At 41.9% G+C, this 21787-nt stretch carries 25 protein-coding genes, 1 pseudogene and 1 other annotated feature; of the genes and pseudogenes, 1 reads left to right on the top strand and 25 read right to left on the bottom strand.

The genetic code is table 11. The annotated features are described in order from the left end of the window. Nucleotides 1-21: 21 nt before the first annotated feature. From B7708_RS09765 to B7708_RS03475, 17 genes and pseudogenes are all read right to left on the bottom strand, one after another. On the bottom strand, nucleotides 22-288 hold the full coding sequence (locus B7708_RS09765; protein ID WP_158085972.1) for a DUF7716 domain-containing protein: 267 nt from the start codon (nucleotides 286-288) through the stop codon (nucleotides 22-24). 87 nt (nucleotides 289-375) lie between these two features. Further along, the gene (locus tag B7708_RS03400; protein ID WP_084973771.1) at nucleotides 376-798 is read right to left on the bottom strand and encodes an SMI1/KNR4 family protein; all 423 of its coding nucleotides are present in this window, start codon (nucleotides 796-798) and stop codon (nucleotides 376-378) included. Nucleotides 799-815: 17 nt separating this feature from the next. Beyond that, nucleotides 816-1151 carry a hypothetical protein gene (locus B7708_RS03405; RefSeq protein WP_000434269.1) on the bottom strand — a complete coding sequence of 112 codons (336 nt, stop codon included), beginning with the start codon at nucleotides 1149-1151 and terminating at the stop codon, nucleotides 816-818. A 42-nt stretch (nucleotides 1152-1193) separates the two neighbouring features. Next, nucleotides 1194-1892 carry a 3-oxoacyl-ACP reductase gene (locus tag B7708_RS03410; protein ID WP_084973773.1) on the bottom strand — a complete coding sequence of 233 codons (699 nt, stop codon included), beginning with the start codon at nucleotides 1890-1892 and terminating at the stop codon, nucleotides 1194-1196. Beyond that, a complete protein-coding gene (locus B7708_RS03415) occupies nucleotides 1885-2121 on the bottom strand; it encodes a DUF2829 domain-containing protein (protein ID WP_000141913.1) in 237 nt (78 codons plus the stop codon). Before B7708_RS03415 ends, B7708_RS03410 begins: the two co-directional genes overlap by 8 nt. An 84-nt stretch (nucleotides 2122-2205) precedes the next feature. Continuing rightward, on the bottom strand, nucleotides 2206-4215 hold the full coding sequence (locus tag B7708_RS03420; protein ID WP_084973775.1) for a glucosaminidase domain-containing protein: 2010 nt from the start codon (nucleotides 4213-4215) through the stop codon (nucleotides 2206-2208). 131 nt (nucleotides 4216-4346) lie between these two features. Then, on the bottom strand, nucleotides 4347-5333 hold the full coding sequence (locus tag B7708_RS03425) for a dihydroorotate dehydrogenase (RefSeq protein WP_084973777.1): 987 nt from the start codon (nucleotides 5331-5333) through the stop codon (nucleotides 4347-4349). Beyond that, on the bottom strand, nucleotides 5296-6096 hold the full coding sequence (locus B7708_RS03430) for a dihydroorotate dehydrogenase electron transfer subunit (RefSeq protein ID WP_084973779.1): 801 nt from the start codon (nucleotides 6094-6096) through the stop codon (nucleotides 5296-5298). Before B7708_RS03430 ends, B7708_RS03425 begins: the two co-directional genes overlap by 38 nt. 246 nt (nucleotides 6097-6342) lie before the next feature. Beyond that, the gene (gene gloA, locus B7708_RS03435) at nucleotides 6343-6723 is read right to left on the bottom strand and encodes a lactoylglutathione lyase (RefSeq protein WP_061416641.1); all 381 of its coding nucleotides are present in this window, start codon (nucleotides 6721-6723) and stop codon (nucleotides 6343-6345) included. A gap of 57 nt (nucleotides 6724-6780) precedes the next feature. Then, complete coding sequence (gene rplT, locus B7708_RS03440; RefSeq protein WP_000124834.1) at nucleotides 6781-7140, bottom strand: 50S ribosomal protein L20; 360 nt, start codon at nucleotides 7138-7140, stop codon at nucleotides 6781-6783. 51 nt (nucleotides 7141-7191) lie between these two features. Next, a complete protein-coding gene (gene rpmI / locus B7708_RS03445) occupies nucleotides 7192-7392 on the bottom strand; it encodes a 50S ribosomal protein L35 (protein WP_001125942.1) in 201 nt (66 codons plus the stop codon). A gap of 32 nt (nucleotides 7393-7424) precedes the next feature. After that, nucleotides 7425-7955 (bottom strand): translation initiation factor IF-3, encoded by a 531-nt coding sequence (gene infC / locus B7708_RS03450; protein ID WP_007521573.1) that lies wholly within the window; start codon nucleotides 7953-7955, stop codon nucleotides 7425-7427. 15 nt (nucleotides 7956-7970) lie between these two features. Next, nucleotides 7971-8102, bottom strand: a sequence feature (ribosomal protein L20 leader region). Nucleotides 8103-8259: 157 nt separating this feature from the next. Continuing rightward, nucleotides 8260-9444: pseudogene (locus B7708_RS03455) on the bottom strand (hypothetical protein). Beyond that, nucleotides 9441-10034: an ATP-binding cassette domain-containing protein gene (locus B7708_RS03460; protein WP_084973781.1), complete on the bottom strand. Its 594-nt coding sequence runs from the start codon at nucleotides 10032-10034 to the stop codon at nucleotides 9441-9443. Before B7708_RS03460 ends, B7708_RS03455 begins: the two are co-directional and overlap by 4 nt. 397 nt (nucleotides 10035-10431) lie before the next feature. Continuing rightward, complete coding sequence (locus B7708_RS03465) at nucleotides 10432-12672, bottom strand: DNA internalization-related competence protein ComEC/Rec2 (RefSeq protein ID WP_084973783.1); 2241 nt, start codon at nucleotides 12670-12672, stop codon at nucleotides 10432-10434. Beyond that, on the bottom strand, nucleotides 12656-13306 hold the full coding sequence (locus B7708_RS03470) for a helix-hairpin-helix domain-containing protein (RefSeq protein ID WP_084973785.1): 651 nt from the start codon (nucleotides 13304-13306) through the stop codon (nucleotides 12656-12658). Before B7708_RS03470 ends, B7708_RS03465 begins: the two co-directional genes overlap by 17 nt. A gap of 66 nt (nucleotides 13307-13372) precedes the next feature. Continuing rightward, nucleotides 13373-13942 carry a GNAT family N-acetyltransferase gene (locus B7708_RS03475; protein WP_084973787.1) on the bottom strand — a complete coding sequence of 190 codons (570 nt, stop codon included), beginning with the start codon at nucleotides 13940-13942 and terminating at the stop codon, nucleotides 13373-13375. A 176-nt stretch (nucleotides 13943-14118) separates the two neighbouring features. Between B7708_RS03475 and ald the strand changes: the two genes are divergently transcribed. Further along, nucleotides 14119-15231 (top strand): alanine dehydrogenase, encoded by a 1113-nt coding sequence (ald, locus tag B7708_RS03485; protein WP_084973789.1) that lies wholly within the window; start codon nucleotides 14119-14121, stop codon nucleotides 15229-15231. Nucleotides 15232-15293: 62 nt separating this feature from the next. Here ald and B7708_RS03490 read toward each other — a convergent pair whose 3' ends face one another. From B7708_RS03490 to B7708_RS03525, 8 genes are all read right to left on the bottom strand, one after another. Next, nucleotides 15294-16280: a PhoH family protein gene (locus B7708_RS03490; protein WP_084973791.1), complete on the bottom strand. Its 987-nt coding sequence runs from the start codon at nucleotides 16278-16280 to the stop codon at nucleotides 15294-15296. A gap of 80 nt (nucleotides 16281-16360) precedes the next feature. Then, nucleotides 16361-16576, bottom strand: a complete 216-nt coding sequence (locus tag B7708_RS03495; protein WP_084851727.1) for a YozE family protein — start codon at nucleotides 16574-16576, stop codon at nucleotides 16361-16363. Next, nucleotides 16573-17178, bottom strand: a complete 606-nt coding sequence (locus tag B7708_RS03500; RefSeq protein WP_084973793.1) for a GrpB family protein — start codon at nucleotides 17176-17178, stop codon at nucleotides 16573-16575. The genes B7708_RS03495 and B7708_RS03500 overlap by 4 nt, the downstream gene beginning before the upstream one ends. A gap of 11 nt (nucleotides 17179-17189) precedes the next feature. After that, nucleotides 17190-18044, bottom strand: a complete 855-nt coding sequence (gene cvfB, locus B7708_RS03505) for an RNA-binding virulence regulatory protein CvfB (RefSeq protein WP_001095457.1) — start codon at nucleotides 18042-18044, stop codon at nucleotides 17190-17192. Between the two features lie 59 nt (nucleotides 18045-18103). Then, complete coding sequence (gene frr / locus B7708_RS03510; RefSeq protein ID WP_001262235.1) at nucleotides 18104-18661, bottom strand: ribosome recycling factor; 558 nt, start codon at nucleotides 18659-18661, stop codon at nucleotides 18104-18106. Nucleotides 18662-18668: 7 nt separating this feature from the next. Further along, a complete protein-coding gene (pyrH, locus tag B7708_RS03515; RefSeq protein WP_084973795.1) occupies nucleotides 18669-19406 on the bottom strand; it encodes a UMP kinase in 738 nt (245 codons plus the stop codon). Nucleotides 19407-19489: 83 nt separating this feature from the next. Next, entirely contained in the window at nucleotides 19490-20824 is a 1335-nt protein-coding gene (gene trmFO, locus B7708_RS03520; RefSeq protein WP_084973797.1) for a methylenetetrahydrofolate--tRNA-(uracil(54)-C(5))-methyltransferase (FADH(2)-oxidizing) TrmFO, read from the bottom strand. 266 nt (nucleotides 20825-21090) lie between these two features. Beyond that, the coding region (locus tag B7708_RS03525) for an LPXTG cell wall anchor domain-containing protein (RefSeq protein ID WP_239822452.1) at nucleotides 21091-21787 on the bottom strand (697 nt) is incomplete at its 5' end.

Consider the following 21787-nt stretch of genomic DNA (forward strand, 5'->3'; position numbering starts at 1 on the left):
TATGCAAATCCAGCTTAGTTACTAGGCAAAGGGAATAAAAGTATCATGTTGATTATAATAAATTAAGGCATCGACCAAGTATTCAGGGCTTGCGTCTGGCTTTTCATCCAGTGCTACTAGAAGGACATCTATCAGATGCTCACCATAATATACCAGATTAAGATTTCTCTCTACTACTTCCACAGGGTAGACATCTTTATCATCAACTACAACTGGATAATCCGACACCAAAATAAAGGCTATCGAGAGCCAAATTCCCTTCATCATTGCCATAGAGGCAAAAGTCATCTTGAGTACATTGTTCTAACTTAACTTGCTCTAAAATATCTGCTAGTGAAAAGAATTGGTGTTTAGGCATGATTGCTCCTTTTATTTCTACTCACCTTCCACAAAACTAGTCAGAAAAGCCTCAAATGAAAGCCATTGACCAAAAATCTCAGCTCTTTCTTCTAAAACATAGTAGTAAACCTTACCATAATCTTCTTCCCTTAGAGACAGAGCATAGTTTCCAGACCCAGGATCATAGGCAAAATGAAGGAGGTCTTTAGCCTGAAATCCAGCAGGAACAACCTCATCGTCAAACCAGTTGAGGGCCTTCTCCATCTCCTCTAATGAATAAAAAGCATTGAAAGGAAAGAGATGTTTGTCATCATGAACACCAGACACACAAGATTGACCACCATTGTACTTGAGATAAAAGTTTAACATGGCTTCCGGCAATTTCTTTCCAAGCTTCTCCTCAAATTGTAAAAGGTCTTCTCTTGTAATTGGCTCATTCGCATCTGTTGCTCTCAGCATAATTATCCCTCCGGTTTTTACAATCTTTCTTCTAAGACCTTGTCAATAAAGTCATAGACAGTTGCAGCAACTTTTTGCATTTCTAAAGAGCCCAAAGCACCCAAATCATTTTCATAAATGCAATCATCAGCATTTTTCTTGATAAAGTAGGCCAAATCTCCCTCTTGACCAATCATAAAGAAGTCTGGTTCATCTACTTCTATCTGATAGGTCTCATTACGCTCTAAGAGATCCTCCTTAGCATATAAACAGATACCTGAGTCACCAATCTCATAAGGATCCACTTCGTCCCATTCCAATAAAAACTGATGGTAGAAACTTGGAAACTCAAATCCAAATATATCTTGTTCCATCTTTAACCTCCAATAGTGAACAATGCAAACTGTACCAAAGCATCACTTCAAACTCCAGCCACCATCCACTGTCAGGATTTGTCCTTGCATGGCAGATGCCTGACCGCTAGCCAAGAAAAGGCTAACTTGAGCAATCTCACTTGGTTCAATCCAACGCTTGATAGGCGTTTCACTAGCTACCCAGTCTGCCAATCCACCTGGCTCAAAGTCCGCAGCAGTCATAGCTGTCTTGACCGCTCCTGGAGCGATACCGAAGACCTGAATCCCAACTTCAGCATAGTCTAGAGCCAACTGTTTGGTAAAGCCAGCCAAAGCATGCTTGGAGGAAGTATAAGCGTGTCCACCGCCACCTGCTAGGCTCGAAGCAATAGAACACATATTGATGATGATTCCTTTTTTATTTTCCAGCATTTGCGTCAAATAATAGCGAGTCAACTCTACTGGAGTAACGTAGTTGATTTCAAAAATCTCTTGAATTTCCTGTGCTGATTGTTCCAATAGGGGTTTGTAATCATCCAAAACTCCTGCAGTATTGCACAAAACATCCACATAAGGACACCAGTCAAAAATAGGCTCCAAGTCTAAGATCAAATCTCTCTGTAAAAAGTGAAAATCACCCTCCAAGAGTGGATTTTCACCTTGATCCACTCCATATACTTGATACCCCTTCTCTAAAAAGAGTCGGGCTTGAGCCAGACCAATCCCTGAACTCACTCCCGTGATCAATACACGTCTAGTCATGGACTTCTACCCAATCCGTCGCCAAAACATCACAAGGTGTCGGGCTCCACATGGAAAAACCTTCCCCTTCTCCAGACACGTTGATTAGGAAATAAGGCGTCACTTCAAGTGCAACCCCGTTTTGCTCGATGGTGTCAAAGAGTTGGACATAGTTTTCAGCCCCTCCCCAACCAGTTCGTACATATTTTTTCTTAGCCTTTAATCCAGGTAGGATTTCTTCAAATGTCATGACTGTCTCCTTTGTTGTCTACTTATTTTTATTATAACAAAAAATCGACAACCAATCTATCATGGTTCCCGATTTTGTTCTTCCCTAGTCTTTCCCACCAAGTTTGCTATTGATAGTCATCATGATGCTGGCAATTTTCTCTCCCCAGTATGGGTCAGAAGCATAGCGTACATTCATACCAGAAGCCTTGTTTCCAAGATGGTCTCGTCCATAGTCAATGTAGTTCTCACGAATCCACTTAGCTGCACCGAGAATCCCCTTGTCCACATCATCAAATTTTTTGGCCGAGGTATATGGGCTCGAATCATAAGCTGCAATTCCAAAGAAGTTATTCTTATCCTTGGCAATCTGGCTCCGACCCCAAGCACTCTCGAGTGCACTATGCGCCATCAAGTAAAGAGCATTTACACCATAGCGTTTCTCAGCTTCCTTAAAAATAGCACCCTTACCAGCGAGACGACTATCCCGAATATTCATCAAAGAATAAACTTTATCCAATTCGGATGCGCTGTAATTACTTGGTTTAGTCAAATTTCTAAAGAGGAAAGGATTTTCAATGGTAAAGCCATCAAAATGAATTCCATCAGTTGAATAATATTTCTTACCAATAGTCATAGCTGAGCTATGTGGCGCAACACGGAGACTTACATAAGGTGATAACTCATGGTAAAAATACTTGCCATCACTTGTATAATGAGGGACAAATTCACTTTCTTTATCAATAGCTACTAAATCACTTTTATTCATGAAGCCGGATAAACCAGAAATATTGACTGGTATTTGACTATCTTTTTTAGATTGTGCATCTCCAAGTGAGACGATAGTTCCCTGTGATACATAACTCAATCTTTCACCAGAAGCACTATAAACATAAGCAGTAATCGGTTTTACTTTGTAATATTTTGCCTCTGAGATCCACTTCCCATTATTCTGGAAGGAATACTCTTTACCTTTGATCGTAAAAGTACCTGTTACATATCGACCATCATCTTTTAGATAGTACCAAGCATCGTAATCTTTGTCAAAAATCCATTCATTTTTGGCCATATAGCCACCAGATTTAAGGTAGTATGAACCAATCCATTCACGGGAAGCGTAGGCCCCACCTGACTTCAAGTAAAACCAGCTATTGTAGGATTTATCAAAAATCCACTCTTTTTCCGCCATAGCGCCACTATCTTTCAGATAGTAGTCACTTTTCCACTGGCTACTTGCCATCACACCATCGCTATTAAAATAGTACCATGTTCCTTTGATTTTTTCCCATTTATTGCGGGAAATTTTTCCTGAAGCTGTGGCATAGTACCACTTATCAGATATTTTCACCCAATCATTTTCTGCCATGGCACCACTACCTTGGAAGAGATAGTCATTATAGATGGTGCGACTAAGCATTACACCATCTTTATCAAAGTAATACCAGACGCCTTCAATCTTTTCCCATTTGTCGCGAGAAATCTTGCCCGAAGCTGTGGCATAGTACCACTTGTCAGATATTTTCACCCAATCGTTTTCTGCCATGGCACCACTACCTTGGAAGAGATAGTCATTATAGATGGTGCGACTAAGCATGATTCCATTTTTATCAAAATAGTACCAGCTGCCTTCAATCTTTTCCCACTTATTGCGAGAAATCTTGCCTGAAGCTGTGGCATAGTACCACTTGTCAGATATTTTCACCCAATCGTTTTCTGCCATGGCACCGTTACCTTTGACAAGGTAATCATCAATTATAGTATTACTGAGCATAATACCATTTTTGTCAAAGTAATACCAAGTGCCACTAATTTTTTTCCAGTTTACGACAGGCTGGTTATTTTCATAAAAACGCCATTTTCCTTGTTCTTTCTGCCAACCTTCCTTGATAACTTCCTCTTTTTTTTCCTTTTTGGAAGGATTTTCCTCTTTTACAGCTGGCTCTTTCTTCGCCTCGACTTTAGGAACTTCTTTCTTGGGAGCAGCTTCCTCTTTTTTCTCGACTACATCTGTGGTCTGAGTTTTTTTCGTAACCTGAGATTCTTCAGCATGTACAGATGTCTTTGCAAATCCTGCCATAGAAAGAACAACAGTACTTGCAAGTAGTATCTTCTTCATTTTATTCTCCTCAGTAGAAAACTATCTACACTATTACTATTTTATAAACCCTATTGTAACATAGTTAACAGACGGAAATATTACAAATTGATGAAGATTCTATTTCTTGTTGACGATAAGGAAGACCTAGCTTATCTCAGACTGGCTTTGACTTCCTTACGGAGATCTTCCAAACTGCTAATGCCGTATTTGTCCATGACTTTTGGCAGATGTTCAATGATATCAGGACAAGCATAAGGATTGGTAAAGTTAGCTGTTCCAACTCCGATGGCAGAGGCACCAGCCAGATACATTTCTAGCGCAGCTTCAGCCGAATCCACTCCCCCCATCCCTATGATGGGAAGTTCTGTTGTTTGGGCGACTTGGCGGATGAGTTTGAGGGCTACTGGAAAGACTGCTGGGCCAGACATCCCACCCGTTCCATTGGCTAGGATTGGTTTTCTGGTTTTGAGGTCAAATCGCATACCGACTAGAGTATTGATCATGGTTAAGCCACTTGCTCCTGCATCTTCAGTGGCTTTAGCAATGGTGACAACATCCGTTACACTAGGAGTTAGCTTGACATAGACTGGCACATGAGAAGCTTCCACAGCCGCTTTTACCACTTCGTAGGCCAAATCAGGATCTTGCCCAATCAAAAGTCCATGATTGCCGTGATCCACATTCGGACAAGAGATATTGAGCTCGATAGCTTTTACATTGGCTGCCTTGGATATTCCTTGAGAAACGGAAGCGTACTCTTGTTTTGAAAAGCCTGCAACATTGGCAATGATGGGAAGCGTAGGATACTCCCTTTCCAGCCAAGGCAATTTCTCTGCTAAAACAGCTTCTAAACCCGGATTTTGTAAGCCGATTGCATTGAGCATACCTGCAGGTGTCTCTGCCACCCTGGGAGTTGGATTCCCAAAACGTGGTTCTATAGTCGTTGCCTTAATCATAATGGAGCCCAAAAGGTCTAAATCATAGTACTTGGCATACTCTTGACCAAAACCAAAACAGCCTGATGCTGGAATGATGGGATTTTTCAAATCCAAACCAGGTAGAGAAACTTGTAAACGTTTGTTAGTCATGACATTCTCCTTATAATACAACTGTTCCTGTGCGGAAAACAGGGCCATCTTCACAGACACGTTGACTGACAGTCTCACTATCTGGCACTTTTAGAACACAAGCGTAGCAAGCCCCCATCCCACAAGCCATACGAGATTCCAGAGATAGATAGGCTCTTGGGTGATTATAAAATTTTTGATTGATGTACTTCATCATTCCAGGAGCCCCACATGAGTAGATGGCATCAAACTGATTTTCTAAATCATTGATGACGACGGACACATTTCCCTTGATGCCATACGAACCATCATCTGTCGTTACAAAGACCTGACCATATTGGGACAATTCCTTTTCTAGGATAACAGCATCCTTATTAGCAAAACCGAGAACAGTTACTACTTTCACCCCACGCGCATGCAATTCCTTGGCTACCTCGAGCAAGGGTGGAACACCAATCCCACCACCAACGAGGAGAACTCGGTTCTGGTCGTCCAAGTCAGACAAGTCAAATCCATTTCCCTGAGGCCCCATCACATCAAGAGGATCACCCTGACTTAAGGTTGAAAAAATAGCTGTCCCAGCACCCTCAATCCGATAAATGAGATGACACTGCTTCTTGACCTTGTCAATAGACGAAATTGAAATAGGACGGCGCAAGAGATGGGCATCATCAGGCACACGCAGATGAAGGAATTGCCCTGCTCGCATGGCTTCAACCATCTCCCCTTCTAGGACTAATTCAAAGATTGCTGACGCAATTTCCTCCTGAGCAACCACCTTCATGGTTTCCAAACGAATGGCACCCAAGCGCTTCTTACATGTGGGATTCATGACTTTTCCTCCTTAAATTTAAGGGGACCAGATAAAGAAAAGGCCTTGCTAATGCAAGGCCTCAGTTGGGTTAGGCTAGAACTCATGCGCACACTTAAAAAGTCCCCACAGAGAGCCCCTTATCCCTTTTATCTGACACCTTGTGAGTCTCTCTGGACTCCCCTTAAAGGTTAAATTTGTATTAGTATACTCTTTAGATGAAAAAAAGTCAAGTAGAAAACGAACATTCTACTTGACCTTACTAGGTTATTTTTCACGAATGACTTCGACCTTGTAGCCATCAGGATCCTTGACAAAGTAATAGTTTGGTGGGGTTCCTGGTAGGCCTTTTGGCTCTGTAACCTCATAGCCTTTAGCGCTATGTTCTTGATGAAGTGCCTCGAGGTCAGGTGTGCTGAGGGCGATATGGGCAAAGCCATCTCCTACCACGTAAGGGCCGTGGTCATAGTTATAGGTCAATTCCAACTCGTAATCATCACCATCAAGCCCTAGATAGACAATTGTGAAAGCATAATCTGGGAAGTCCTTGCGACGCAATTCTTTAAAACCAAAAGCGTCTTGATAAAAGGCGATTGATTTTTCAAGGTTTTCTACTCGCAAGCAAGTGTGTAGCATTTTTGAAGCCATATTTTCTCCTTTATTTTTAAAAAGACTGGGACAATCCTGTTCCAGTCTTATCAACTTTTATTTACCAAGTTTTGCTTTAGCTGCATCTGCAAGAGCTGTGAAAGCTGCTGCATCGTTAACAGCCAAGTCAGCAAGCATTTTACGGTTAACTTCGATCTCAGCCAATTTCAAACCATGCATCAATTGTGAGTATGAAAGTCCGTTCATACGAGCTGCCGCATTGATACGAGTGATCCACAATTTGCGGAAGTCACGTTTTTTCTGACGACGGTCACGGTATGCATAGTAGTAAGAGTTCATTACTTGTTCTTTTGCAGTACGGAACAAGATGTGTTTAGCTCCATAGTAACCTTTTGCTAATTTAAGAATACGTTTACGACGTTTGCGTGATACAACGCCACCTTTAACACGTGCCATGTTTTATTTCCTCCAAATATTTCCTAGAATTGTTTACTTACTGTCAGGCTCTTATTTCAAGCGAGTAAGCATTGCTTTGATACGTTTGAAATCTCCTGAATGCACCATAGATGCTTTACGAAGATGACGACGTTGTTTCTTAGTTTTTCCGTGGAAACGGTGAGAAGTGTAAGCACGGAAACGTTTAAGTCCACCAGAACCTGTACGTTTGAAACGTTTAGCTGATGCGCGGTGTGTTTTTTGTTTTGGCATGATTTTTTCTCCTTTATTTAACTTTCTGACAATTATTTTTTGTCAGTTGCTGGCGCCAACTGCATGAACATTTGGCGTCCATCCATCTTAGCACGTTGTTCGATGATTGCAATATCTTGTGTTGCTTCAGCAAACTCGGCTAAAACTTTTGCACCAATCTCTTTATGGGTGATCATACGCCCTTTAAAGCGAATGGATACCTTAACTTTATTCCCTTTTTCAAGGAACTTGCGAGCATTGCGAAGTTTCGTTTCGAAATCACCCTTATCGATAACTGGGCTCAAACGAACTTCTTTCACGGTCACAACGCTTTGTTTTTTGCGTTGCTCTTTTTGCTTCTTCTGGTACTCAAATTTGAACTTACCGTAGTCCATAATTTTAGCAACAGGTGGTTTTGCTTGGGGTTGAATCAATACCAAGTCAACATTTGCACTATCAGCCAATGCTTGCGCTTCGCTGAGTGGCTTAATGCCTAGCTGTTCTCCCTCAAGACCGATCAAGCGAACTTCACGTACACGAATTTCATCATTGATGAATAAGTCTTGCTTTGCTATGGTTTTCACCTCTTTTTTATTATTAGAGAAAAACAAGAGCGGACTTGTAATGATACAAGCCCGCACGTTATGATAGCGTTTCTTAGAAACTTTTCATCCGTAGGGCCAGGCAACTTGATGTCACAAGGCGAGAAGCTCTCACTTCTGCTTTTCTCAACTTTTATATGATACCAAGTTTTCTATCCCTTGTCAAGATAAAAAGTCATTTTTTCGAAAAACTTTCTGTTTTCTTCTTGATGTCCGCATCAAAAAGAGAGAACCTAGTTGGTCCCCTCCTTGTGTTAGTTTTTTCCTCACCTTCCGTATAGGAATGCTAAGACCTATTAAAAACTTCCTTTTTACGCGCACTTCTCCATCTTTCGATAAATAGAATCCCCACTAACAAAAGGATAATCAGGCTAGGAAGTAAGACCATCCCCATGCTCCAATTTAGATCTACATTATCAATCTGCTTAGGTAATCTTCCAGATAAAATCTCCACTGAACGCAAGTAAGTAAAGGGAATCAGATGGGCAATACTCTGAAGAGGCTGGATCGTTTGGATACCAAACAACAAGCCAACAATCCCAATGAGGGAAAGGAAGAGAACAGGCATTTTTTGCTTGAAAAAGTAAGCAATCAAGTAGACGACTTCCACAATGACGATAAAGGCTAAGAAAGCTAAGAACAAGCTAGGAAATAACACATCTTGTATTTTTCCAATAGTTACCTCTTGATTCGTTAAGCTATAGAACGGGTAGGGATAATCTAACTGTCCAAAACCACTTATCAGACTTCCTACTAGAAAAGAAAAGCCACAGATTCCGATAAACAGCACGGTCACATAGCTCACCCCAACTCCAAGAGAGGACATGGCAAATGTCACTTTTGAAATAGGATACAACTGAGCTGTATCGAGATTATTTTGATATCTTTCTGCGAACAGTTGTGTTAGCATAAAAATAATACCAATCACAAATAAGGTTGGGATGATAGCCTCTAAAATCCAGACAATCTGATCAATCCCGTGAGTCGGGAACTCCAAAGTATGTGCTTTTATGTTCAAGGGATACAGGGCTTGGTAAATCTTCCGTTAGCGGTCAATTGCCATTTTAAAGTCAGAACTAGAAGTCGATTCCTTCGATACAATTTCATAACTCTTTTCCTCATCTTGCCACTGCAAATAATAGGCTTCTTTCCATCGTCCTTCTTTTAGTAAAGTCAGAATTTCTTTCTTTTGCGTTAAAAGATTTTTTTGCGATTCTAAATTTTCTTTAACAACCTGGTATTCCTCCGAGCTGGTGTCAGAGATTTGGGAGAGTTTCACTTCATTTTCATTGATGATTCTCTCATGTTTTACAAGACGGGTTTCCAACTCGCTCTCCAAGCTGTGTGAGTTTGCAGTCTGACTATTTAAATAAAAGGTAACACCGAGTACAGATGCAAATAAAGCTAAGATAATCCAGTTTAAGCGACTTTTGAAAACTTTCTTTAACAAAAATAGGCTAATATCTTTCATAACGGAACCTCTTCTATCTGCCCCTGACGAATGGTTACGATGCTATCGCAAATCTCCACTAACTCCTCTTTGTAGTGGGAACTCAAAAGAACCAGCTGTTCTTTTCTATCGATTTGTGCCAGCCTATCAAAAAACTTCTGTCGATAATACTCATCTAAGCCATTTGTTATCTCATCCATGAGCCAGCATTTCGCCTGACTGAGGAAATACATAGCAATCACCAAGCGTTGCTTCATCCCTAAGGAATACTTGCGGATGGGAAGGTTGATATAGTCAGACATTTCCCAATAGGCGATTTCGTCCCCCAAGTTTAGGTCTGACTTCCAGATGTTTTTTATGAGACGAAGGTAGTCCATCCCACTTAAGTTTCCATCCAGCCATTCAACACTCTCAGAATAAAACAAAGAAGGAGGGGCTACGATATGTCCACTACTAAGGGGAAGCAGCTTGCTAATAGCTCGGAACAGGGTCGTCTTTCCCGAGCCATTGATAGCAAGAAGGCCATAAATCCTACCTTTTTTAAAGGTGAAATCAACATCTTGCAAGATGACTTGTCGCGTTTTTAAGGTAACATGAGTAAGAGTTATCATATCCAGCCCTCCTTTTTCTCACTCTTTAACGATTGATAGTTTCCTGTCTAGTAGTTAATGACCTCATAGCGAACAGAATGCCAATCAGACCAACTTTTTAGTCATTATAGAGTAATAAGCAGACCATCTTGGAATGTTTACATATTTACGTCCGTGGTAATTCATGTTAAACTTCCAAGCGGTATTCCAATCATACCAATAACTTTTAGTAACTGTCACAGCAGATACACTGGACTAAAAAAGACCAATAAATCATAAACTGGCTAATAAAACAACTTTTTCTGATTTTTCATTGCATTTATATCGTTACCATTGAAAGCATTTTCATTATATCGTTTTTCTCGGTATTATGCAACAGATTTTCAGTTTATTTTACTAATATATAACATTTTTCTTCCTAACGAACACTTTCGATTTGCCAACTATTCCATCCTTTAAAGCGAATAGCTCCTTGCTGGTCAGTTCGGTAAATCTTACTCTTGATGGTCTCTAGTCGTGTCAAGGTTTCCTGATGGGGGAGTTTCGCACGATTGTTCTTTCCAACTGAGATGAGTGTGGTCTCTGGTTTAAGTTTTTCTAGGAAAACTGGATTTGATGATGTTTTAGAACCATGTTGGCCTGCTTTCAAGACATCCACCTCTAAGTCAGGATATTGCTTTAAAAGATCCTTCTCTCCCTTCTCTTTCAAATTTCCTGTGAAGAGAAAGTGCTTATCCAAGAGTTTTCCATAAAGAACCAGGGAACCATCACGATCCCCATCTCCAATCTGCCTTGGAGATAGGACTTCTAACTGACTTCCAAAAATTGGCAAGTTCTCCCCTGCTGTCACACTGCGCACCTCGGTTTGGCTTGCTTCTAGTTCCGCTACAAATTCCTTCTGTGTCAGACTTCCTTTTGATACTAAAATCTCCCCGACATGGAAAGCCTTGGTCAACTCTAGCAAATCACCAACATGTTCCTTGTCTGTATTGGTCAAAATAAGCTGGTCAATTTTGGCTACTCCGCGACTTTTTAGATAGGGAATCACGGTTCGCTGGGCATTACTGGTCGTCGCCTTTTCTTGCCATTTTTCGATTTTCTTATCAGACTCTGCCTTGCCTCCCACATCTATGAGAATGATTTTACCAGTTACATCCCGTAGGAAAATACTTTCTCCTTGCCCGACATCCAGCATGGTAATTTCATTTTCCAGTGGATACTTGGTCAAGAAAAAGAGCCCCACGATAAAGAGACTGAACCCTGCTACCCTCTTGATGTTTTTCCTAAAATCATACAGTAAGGCTAATAAAATTAAAAGTAAAATCAAAAGCCATGCATTGGGTTGACCAAAGACCAGAGGCCTGCTTGCCAGCTGCGATACCAAGCGAATGATGTTCTCCAACCACTCAAAGACAATGTTAAACTGAGTGACTGGGTAAACAAAAGACAGAATGAATAAGATGGACAAAAGCGGCAAGAAGACCACATCAAACAGAAAGGAAAATACAAAGGTCAAAAGGATAGACCAAGGCTGAAATTCTGCAAAATAGAAGGATAGAATGGGCAATATTCCCAAGGAAATGATCAGACTTTCTCTAGCAACAGCCTTAATCCCCTCTCCTTCTTTGCTAGTCATGGTCAAGATAAAAGCATAAGCGCAGGACAAAACCCCTCCAGCTGTCAGGAAAAAGTTGGGCATGATGATAAAGAGGACAAGGACTGTTAAGGCAAAATTGTCCAAGCCCTTAACACCATGTTGAGCCAGTAACTTTTGCAAGAGACTGCGAATGACTGAGGCTGAAAATCCTGTCAGACCTGCATAGATAAGGGAAAAGGGATAGGTCAGCCACTTCAACTTTTCTTGAGTCAAGCCCAATCGCAAGAGGAGTTTCTTAAAGGCATCCATAAAGAATCCCACCTGCATACCCGACAAGGCAAAGAGGTGGATAATTCCTAGACTAGAATATAGCTCATTCATCTCCTCGAAGTCCGTATCCAGATGTCCTAACAGAAGACCTGTCATATAGTTGCGCATAGGGTCTGGAAAGTGCGTCTTGATCCAAACTACAGCCTTTCGACGTAAACTTGATAAATTTTCACCTATATCCCAACTGCTAATCTGTTTAACTGACTGGATTCTCTTGATAGTCAGTGTCTGGTAAATCCCTTGAGTTTTCAGGTAGGCTTGGTAGTTAAATCCACCAAAATTCCTCTGACCTTCAGACTCTGAAACTTTCCCTTCTAGTTCAATCTCATGAAGATCTGTTAAGGTTTGAAATTGCTTTTTCTCCTCCTCAGACTGGAGTTTATAGTAAACTTGGAAGGTATGGCCGTCAGCCTTGCCCCGAAAGGACAGACTGTCTCCATTGACTTTGATGGTATCAGGCAAGATCTTCACCTTTTCAACATAACCGACTAAATTTTGACTAGCTTGTGTCTGTTGCCAAGTTTGAAACAGAAACCAAAATCCAAAAACTCCACAAAGCGCTAGAACTTTACCAGCCGATTTCCATGGAAATTGGAAAAAGAGACAGACGAGCAGAAAAACAAAACCTAGCAGCGCGAGATAGGACGCTCCTAAAATTGCATAGTAAAGCCAGAGTAATAGAAAGCTCAGATAGATTAGGGGGATAGGGAAACTCTTAGTCCACTGTAACATAGTCTTTTAACTTTTCTATGGTCTTTGCGCCAATCCCAGAAACATTCTTAAGCTCATCTACCGACTTGAATTTGCCATTTGCCTCACGATGGTCGATAATGTCCTGAGCCCTTTTTCCTCCCAATCCTTTGACCTGCTTGAGTTCTTCCAGACTGGCCTTATTGAGGTTGACCTTCTTATCTTTACTTGTCGAAGGAGTCGTTCCAGAGGCAGCCTGCTGACTGGCTGCTTCTTCTCCCTTAGTTGGAACATAGACAAGAGCCTCGTCACTGACTTTCTGAGCGAGATTGAGCGATTTGCTATCTGCTTCCTCTGTCAATCCACCCGCCTTCTGAACGGCATCATGAACCCGACTCCCTACTGGCAAATCATAAATCCCTGGCGATTTAACAGCACCCTTGACATCTACTGTGATTAGATCTTGTTCAGGAGATTCGTCCTTTTCCTCCGTCTTGACTACCTTTTCAGACGATGAATCCTTTGAAACGGCCGCAACTTCAGCCTGCAAATTTGTTTCTTTCACAGGTGTTTGTGAAGTTGGCTTTAGTAGGAAAAATCCGCCCAAGGCCAAACCTAAACCAGCACAGATGACAATGATTTTATATTCTTTGATTTTCTCGATAATTGCTTCCATATTTTCTCCTCTCTTAGATTATTCGTAAGAGGAAGAAAAAACAGTCGAAAATTTCTTTTCAACTGCTTATTTATTTGCAAAATAGTCTTCCTTGGTCAATACATAATGAACTCTTGTGATAATTCGACCTGGTTCTTTATTATCCATTCTAGCATAGGGTTCTTCATGTGAAAAACGCATACCTGATTTCTCCATGACTCTTCCAGATGCGGGATTGTCCTTGTCGTGAAGAGCAGTCAACTTGTTCATTCCAATCTTCTCAAAAGCCAGTTCAATCACGGCACGATTGGCTTCTGTCGTCAATCCTTGATTCCAATACTTTTGGTTGATAATGTAACCAATAGCTGCTTTTTTGAGAATGGGGTCAATCTTGTGCAAGTCAATAGTTCCGATAAACTTGCCATTGCTTTTTAGTTCGATTCCCCACCGTCCCAAGGGATTAGCCAAGTAGAACTGAGCGATGTTGTTCTTGGTTTCTTCTAAGCTTTGATTTGTTGGAAAAGTGTAGCGTGTATTTTCTCTGTCTGAGGCGTACTCAAACATAGCTTCTGCATCGTCCAAGGTTACAGGTCGGAGCAATAAACGCTCCGTTTCTATTGATGGATACTGAGCAAATTTCACAAATATTGATTCCATACTTTTTCCTCCATTAGAGCTTGATTCTCACTAGTCTAGCATAAATAAATTTGGATGACAAGTTTTTCTTGATTTTTGAAGCGGTTTCATATACAATAAAACCATCACATTTTTCATTTATGAACTGGAATGTGACAACTAAAACAATACCGTCAATTGAAAGGTAGGTTATCTCTATGTTAATCGGAATTCCAAAAGAAATTAAGAACAATGAAAACCGTGTTGCCCTCACACCTGCTGGTGTTTATAGCTTAGTTAGCCGTGGTCACCGCGTCCTCATCGAAACAAATGCTGGTCTTGGTTCAGGCTTTACTGATGCTGACTATCAAAAGCAAGGTGCTGAGATTGTCGCTACTGCTGGCGAAGCCTGGGCAGCTGAGTTGGTCGTGAAAGTGAAAGAGCCATTAGCTTCTGAATATGGTTACTTGCGCGACGATTTGCTCCTCTTCACCTACTTGCACATGGCTGCTGCTCCAGAGTTAGCAGATGCCATGCTAGCAGCAAAAACAACAGGAATTGCCTATGAGACTGTCCGTGACTCCCTAGGTCACCTACCACTCCTCGTTCCAATGAGTGAGGTTGCCGGTCGTATGGCAGTTCAAATCGGTGCTCACTTCCTTACCAAACAAGCTGGCGGCTCTGGTGTCCTACTTGGTGGTGTACCGGGTGTTCCAAAAGGAAAAGTAACCATCATCGGTGGCGGTGTCGTTGGTACACATGCTGCCCGTATCGCTCTTGGACTTGGTGCTCAGGTAACTATTTTAGATATCAGTGCTAAACGTCTCTCAGTTCTAGAAGAAGTCTTCGGAAACCAAATCCAAACTCTTATGTCAAATTCATTCAACATCGAAGCAAGTGTGAAAGATGCTGATGTGGTGATTGGTGCAGTTCTCATCCCTGGTGCCAAGGCACCAAAACTGGTGACAGATGAGATGGTCAAACAAATGCGTCCAGGCTCTGTCATCGTTGACGTTGCCGTTGACCAAGGTGGCGTTATCGAGACAGCTGACCGTGTGACCACGCACGATGAGCCCGTCTATGAAAAACATGGGGTGCTCCACTATGCTGTTGCCAACATCCCTGGCGCGGTAGCTCGTACTTCAACCATCGCCCTAACTAATGTCACCCTTCCTTATATCGAAGCTTTAGCTGACAAGGGATTCCAAAAAGCAATCACTGAAGATCAAGGCTTACGTGAAGGAGTGACAACTTACCAAGGTTACTTGACTAGTCTTCCAGTTGCCCAAGGGCTAGATAAGGATTACACTTCGATTGATGAACTTGTCTAAAGACATTAACTAGTTAACACAGATACGATAAAGAGCAGTTCAGATGAAACTGCTCTTTTTTGCTATTCTGTTTCTTCGTTCTTCTCTTCATTTTTAACTGGAGCTGGTTCATAGGCTCGGATAATTTGAGCGACAACTGGATGGCGAACCACATCCTTAGCTGAAAAATGAACAAAGTCGATCTGGTGAATGTTCTTGAGCTTTTCTTGGGCATCAATCAAACCGGACTTAACATTGCGTGGCAGGTCAATCTGACTGATATCTCCATTGACAATCATCTTAGAATTAAATCCTAAACGAGTCAAGAACATCTTCATCTGCATGATGGTCGTATTTTGTGCCTCATCGAGAATGACAAAGGCATCGTCCAAGGTCCGTCCACGCATGTAGGCAAGGGGAGCGATTTCGATAATTTCACGCTCCATGAGACGGGTCGTTTGGTCTTTTCCGAGAATCTGATACAAGGCATCATAAACTGGTCGAAGATAAGGATCGACCTTCTCCTTAAGATCACCCGGAAGAAATCCAAGACTTTCTCCTGCTTCAACTGCTGGTCGAGTTAGGATAATCCTCTTGACCTGACCACGTTTAAGGGCTGTCACTGCCAAGGTCACTGCAAGAAAGGTCTTCCCCGTACCTGCAGGTCCGATTCCAAAGGTCACATCATGCTGTTTGACACTGTCCACATAAAGTTTTTGACCCAAGGTTTTGACACGGATAGGTTTCCCAGTATTATCCTTGATGATTTCTTCTTCGTAAAGGGCGACAAACTTGTCGATTTCATCGTTTTTGACCATGCTAATCGCAGTCACCACATCTGGCGTACCAACGGTCATCCCTCGATTCACCAAGACCATCAAAGCCTGAATAACCTGACGGGCTTCCTCACAGGCAGTCTCTTCACCCAAAACCTGGACAATCTCCGTACGGGCATGAATCACCACCTCAAGCTCTTCTTCCATCAAACGAAGATGGCGTTCATTGGAACCAAAAAGATGAAACAGGTCATCTGGATGACTCAGTTGAATGTCTATTGAATGTTCCTTCAAATAAAGAACCTCTCTAATCCTTTTATTTCTTTTTATTATAGCAAAGAGAACAATAAAATACTAGCCTCATCTCATTGTCTCTAGTGTTCTAAGTATTCTTGCCAGATGGCGTCAAAGTCTCCTAGATTAAAAGAGAAACTGGCATGCTCCTCCAAAAAGCGACTTACCTCATCGAAATCATCCGTGTGTTTTGGAAAGGTTGACTCCTCAAAAGCGAGGTCTGCCAAGATGGCTTTAGGGCTATTACTTTTAGGATTGCGCTCAGTCATGAGCCAAGTGTAAAATGATTTTCTCAATTCTTTCTCCTATCAAGACTTTTTTGATGACACTTTTCTGATTCTTGAAAATTACTGGACTTAGCCTCTGAAACGTAGTGGTTTATAAAATCTGTTTTAGCATCTGTATAGGCGTCTCGATTGTGTTCAAATTTTTTCCACAAACCTAGTTTTAATTCCTGATACGCTTGGGCAATATCTGGATGCTGGCAGAGATAATCTCTAAAATAGATCTCGTCATGATCTCCCGTCATTCGCAAATGTAGATGAAACACTTTCTCAGCAAAGCCCTGCTCTGTATATCCTTTATTTAGCGAAATCCTGTTAGGACTTTCCGACATCACTAGCCACCCATTCTTCACCAATAAATCCCTAACTCTTGCTAAATCCTCTATTCTACCTACTTCTAATAGAATATCAACGATATTCTTGGCCCAAATATTAGGGATAGCAGTGCTACCAATATGTTCTATTCTTTTAATAACATTTGCACCCAATATTTTTTTCAGATTTGCTTTTTCCGATTCATACCAGTCTTTCCACTCTGATTTGTGCTCTACTAGAAAAATAGAAAAAAGTTGCCAGAGTTCCTCTAAACTCATTTCTTCAAGTTTCTTTATCATGTCTATAAGGCTTAAATCAACTCTGTACCAAACTGGTCTTGCTTGATTTTGCCAGCCTTCATCAAGCCACCGAGTGCTTTCTTGAACTGACCTTTAGAGATACCAAAGGTTGCCTTGATGTCCTCAGGGGATGACTTATCATTCAAGGTCATGAAACCGCCATTGCTTTCCAAGTAGGTCAAAATCATCTGAGCATCATTTTCCAACATTTCAAAGGAACGTGGTTTGAGGGATAGGTTCAAGGTACGGTCCACTTCACGGAAACCGATGACACGCGCATCTAACACTTGCCCCAAACGTGGCTCTGCGTAGCGCTCACTTGGGTGAATGAAACCAAGCATGTTATTCTCTGGCAGATAGACAAAGGTCCCTGACAGCTTAAGACGGTATACAATGGCTGGCCAGTTTTGGTTCTGCATGTTGTTGTAGGCAGGACGAGCCAGACGTTGGAAGTCTTCCTGATACGCCAAAAGTCCCCAGATTCGGTCTTTCTTGTCCACTTCAAGACGGATGTAAAGTTTATCACCTTTCTTAGGCCAGAGTTCCTTGAGCTCAGGGAGGATATCGAGTGACACTACGATTTCCTTATCAGGTAGACCGGTATCAACAAAAACACCCAAATCCTTACGAACTTCCGTTACCGTTCCCCAACCAAATTGGTCCTGAGTGGCAGTCACTTCTAGAGTGGTCAAGCGGAGTTTTTGCTTCATATCGGTATAGGCAAAACCTTTGACCGTATCACCTACTGTGTGTTGACCTTCTTCCTTGGCAAGAGCATAGGTCTGACCATCCTTTTGCACAAAGTAAAAACGGTCATTTTCATCAATGATGAGTCCAACGATAAAACTTGCAAGATTTGTATTCATATTTCCTTCTTTCGAATAAAACTCAGCCAGCAATGCCAACTGAGTTTTTCTGTTTATTTTTAGACTTCCAAGATTTCTTTTTCTTTATTGGCAGTCATGTCGTCGATGTGTTTCACAGCATCGTCTGTTACTTTTTGAATATCTTTTTCAAGAGTCTTCAATTCGTCTTCGGTGATTTCTTTTGCTTTTTCTTGTTTCTTAGCTTCGTCCATAGCATCACGACGGATATTGCGGACAGCTACTTTAGCATTCTCACCGACCTTCTTCACTTCTTTAGCAAGGTCACGACGAGTTTCTTCTGTAAGAGCAGGAATAACCAAGCGAATCACAGAACCATCGTTAGCTGGTGTGATACCAAGATCAGAAGCATTCAAGGCACGTTCGATGTCTTTCAATGAAGACTTGTCAAATGGTGTTACCAACAAGACACGCGCTTCTGGAATAGTAATTGAAGCGATTTGGTTAAGAGGAGTTTCGACTCCATAGTATTCTACGTGGATACGGTCCAGCAAGCTCGCATTGGCACGTCCGGCACGGATACCACCAAATTCACGAGCAAGTGATTGGTGAGATTGGGTCATTCTCTCTTTAGCTTTTTCTACAATTGCGTTAGCCATAATTTTCTTATTCCTTTTCTTCGATATTGTTTGAAACTGTTGTTCCGATATTTTCACCAAATACGACACGTTTGATGTTGCCTGGTTGGTTCATGTTAAAGACAACCAAGTCAATGTCGTTGTCCATAGAGAGGGTTGAAGCTGTTGAGTCCATGATACGAAGACCTTTATTGATAACATCACGGTGAGTCAATTCTTCAAACTTAACGGCTGTCTTGTCTTTCTTAGGATCGGCATTATAAACACCATCGACACCATTTTTAGCCATAAGGATGGCATCCGCTTCGATTTCAGCCGCACGAAGAGCCGCTGTTGTATCTGTTGAGAAGTAAGGTGAACCAATTCCAGCACCAAAGATAACGATACGGCCTTTTTCAAGGTGGCGAAGGGCACGTCCACGTACGTAAGGTTCTGCCACTTGTTGCATGGCAATAGCTGTTTGTACACGCGTATCGACACCAACTTGTTGCAATGAATCTGCCATTACAAGAGCATTCATAACAGTCCCAAGCATTCCAGTGTAATCTGCCTGAACACGGTCCATTCCTGCTTCTGCTGCAGGTTCTCCACGCCAGAGATTTCCTCCACCAATAACAAGGGCAATTTCGATACCTAAGCTATGAACTTCTTGAATCTCTCTTGCGATTTTCTGAACTGTTTGGATATCAATCCCTACGCCACGTTCACCTGCAAGAGCCTCACCTGATAACTTGATTAAAATACGTTTATACTTGGGGTTAGCCATTTTTACTCTCCTTTTTTTATCCTACCTATTTTATCACAATTTCTAAGATTTTTATAGTATCGTGAGCAATTCTTTGAAAAAAATTAGACCGTTAAAAATTCCTCTAAGTCAGTAAGAGCACGCTCTGCAATTTTTTCATAACGAGCCTTCTTATCACGGATACGCTCGCCTTCTAACTCCTTGATAATCCCGAAATTGACGTTCATCGGTTGGAAATGCTTGCTGTCAGCATGGGTGATGTAATGAGCCAGACTTCCAATCGCTGTTGTCTCTGGGAAGATAGCTTCTCCTTCTCCCTTAAAAAGACGAGCCGCGTTAATACCTGCAACCAAGCCTGAAGCTGCTGACTCAACATAGCCTTCCACACCCGTCATTTGACCAGCAAAGAAGAGGTTGGGCTGTTTCTTAGAACGATAGGTTTGCTCAAGAAGATTTGGTGAATCCATGTAAGAATTGCGGTGCATGACACCATAACGAACAAACTCAGCATTTTCAAGACCTGGAATCATTTGGAAAACACGCTTTTGTTCTCCCCATTTGAGGTGGGTCTGGAAACCAACGATATTGTAGAGGCTACCAGCCGCATTATCCTGACGAAGCTGGACAACTGCATACGGTGTTTTAAATTCTCCATCACGAGGTCCTGTGTAGTCGTCTGGATACTCCAAACCGACTGGCTTCATAGGACCATAAAGCATGGTTTTAATGCCACGTTTGGCCATGACTTCGATTGGCATACATCCTTCAAAGTACTTTTCTTTTTCAAAGGAATTGAGCGGTGCTTCTTCCGCATTGACCAAGGCTTCATGGAAATCCATAAATTCTTGCTTGGTCATTGGGGCATTGAGGTAGGCCGCCTCTCCCTTATCATAACGAGATTTGAGATAGACCTTGCTCATATCAATAGTGTTAACATCGATAATCGGCGCCGCCGCGTCATAGAAATAGAAACCATCACCGTCATTGAGGGCATGAATCTTTTCAGCTAGAGCATCGCTGGTCAAAGGACCGGTAGCGACAACTGTGATTACATCAGTCGGCAATTCTGTAATTTCATCACGAACCACTTCAATCAAGGGATGGTTGGCTACTTTTTCGGTCACCATTTGGGAGAAACCGTCACGGTCCACTGCAAGGGCTCCACCAGCAGGAACTCGTGTTGCCTCAGCAGATTCCAAGATAACAGAACCCAAACGACGCATTTCTTCCTTGAGAAGCCCAACAGCATTTGTCAGAGCATCTCCACGCAAGGAATTGGAACAAACTAACTCCGCAAAATTGTCTGTTTTGTGCTGAGGTGTTGACTTGACACCACGCATTTCATAGAGTTTAACCGGAATACCACGTTCTGCAATTTGGTAAGCTGCTTCAGACCCTGCCAAACCTGCTCCGATAACATTGATGTAAGATTGAGACATAAGACTTTTTTACCATTATGGGAGAAAAATCCGAAGAGAAAAATCCGCTCTTCTTTTTCTTAGCTTTTAGTAACAGCCTCCCATAAACTTTCTATAGATAATCGCTTCTACTAGTATAACAAAAAAGGTAGGCAGAAAGAACTAAAAAGGCCTATAGATTAAAAATGAGCCCACAAACAAACCCCAGATAGCCTTGAGCCATCTGGGGTTCTTGTTTTCATCGCTAAAATGATATCAGCAATTTCATTTTAGTCGATTTCTGGGACTTAGTCTTCTAAATCCATCTCAGAAGCTGCTGATTTCTTCTTCTTGCCAAGAAGAGAGGCAGTTGCCAAGACAGCTACTCCTAATCCAAGACCAGCAAATTGGTTACTTGCAGTTCCTGTATTTGGAAGTCTTCTACCGTTTGAGCGTCCTGGTCCAGCAGGTTGTTGTGCAGGAGCTTGTGAGTGGTTCAAAGCGTTTGAGATTGAAGCACTGTCAGACAAGCTAGCTGAGGTACTTACGCTGTCGCTCAAGCTTGTGCTTGTGCTTGTTGAAACTGATTCACTTGTGCTGATTGAAGCTGATTGGCTAGCTGATACAGATGCTGAAGCTGATTGGCTAGCTGAGTCATTGCTTGTGCTTGTTGATTCAGATGCACTGATTGATGCACTTACGCTGTTGCTCAAGCTTGTGCTTGCTGATACAGATGCTGAAGCTGATTGACTTGCTGAGTCATTGCTTGTGCTTGTTGAACCTGAACCGCTACCTGAGTTGTTGCTTGCACTGATTGAGGCAGATACGCTGTTGCTCAAGCTTGTGCTTGCTGATTCAGATGCACTGATTGAAGCGGATACGCTGTTGCTCAAGCTTGTGCTTGCTGATACTGAAGTACTGATTGATGCAGACACGCTGTTGCTCAAGCTTGTGCTTGCTGATTGGCTTGCACTGATTGATGCAGACACGCTGTTGCTCAAGCTT

The sequence above is a fragment of the Streptococcus oralis subsp. dentisani genome, from assembly GCF_002096615.1.
GTDB lineage: Bacteria > Bacillota > Bacilli > Lactobacillales > Streptococcaceae > Streptococcus > Streptococcus oralis_U.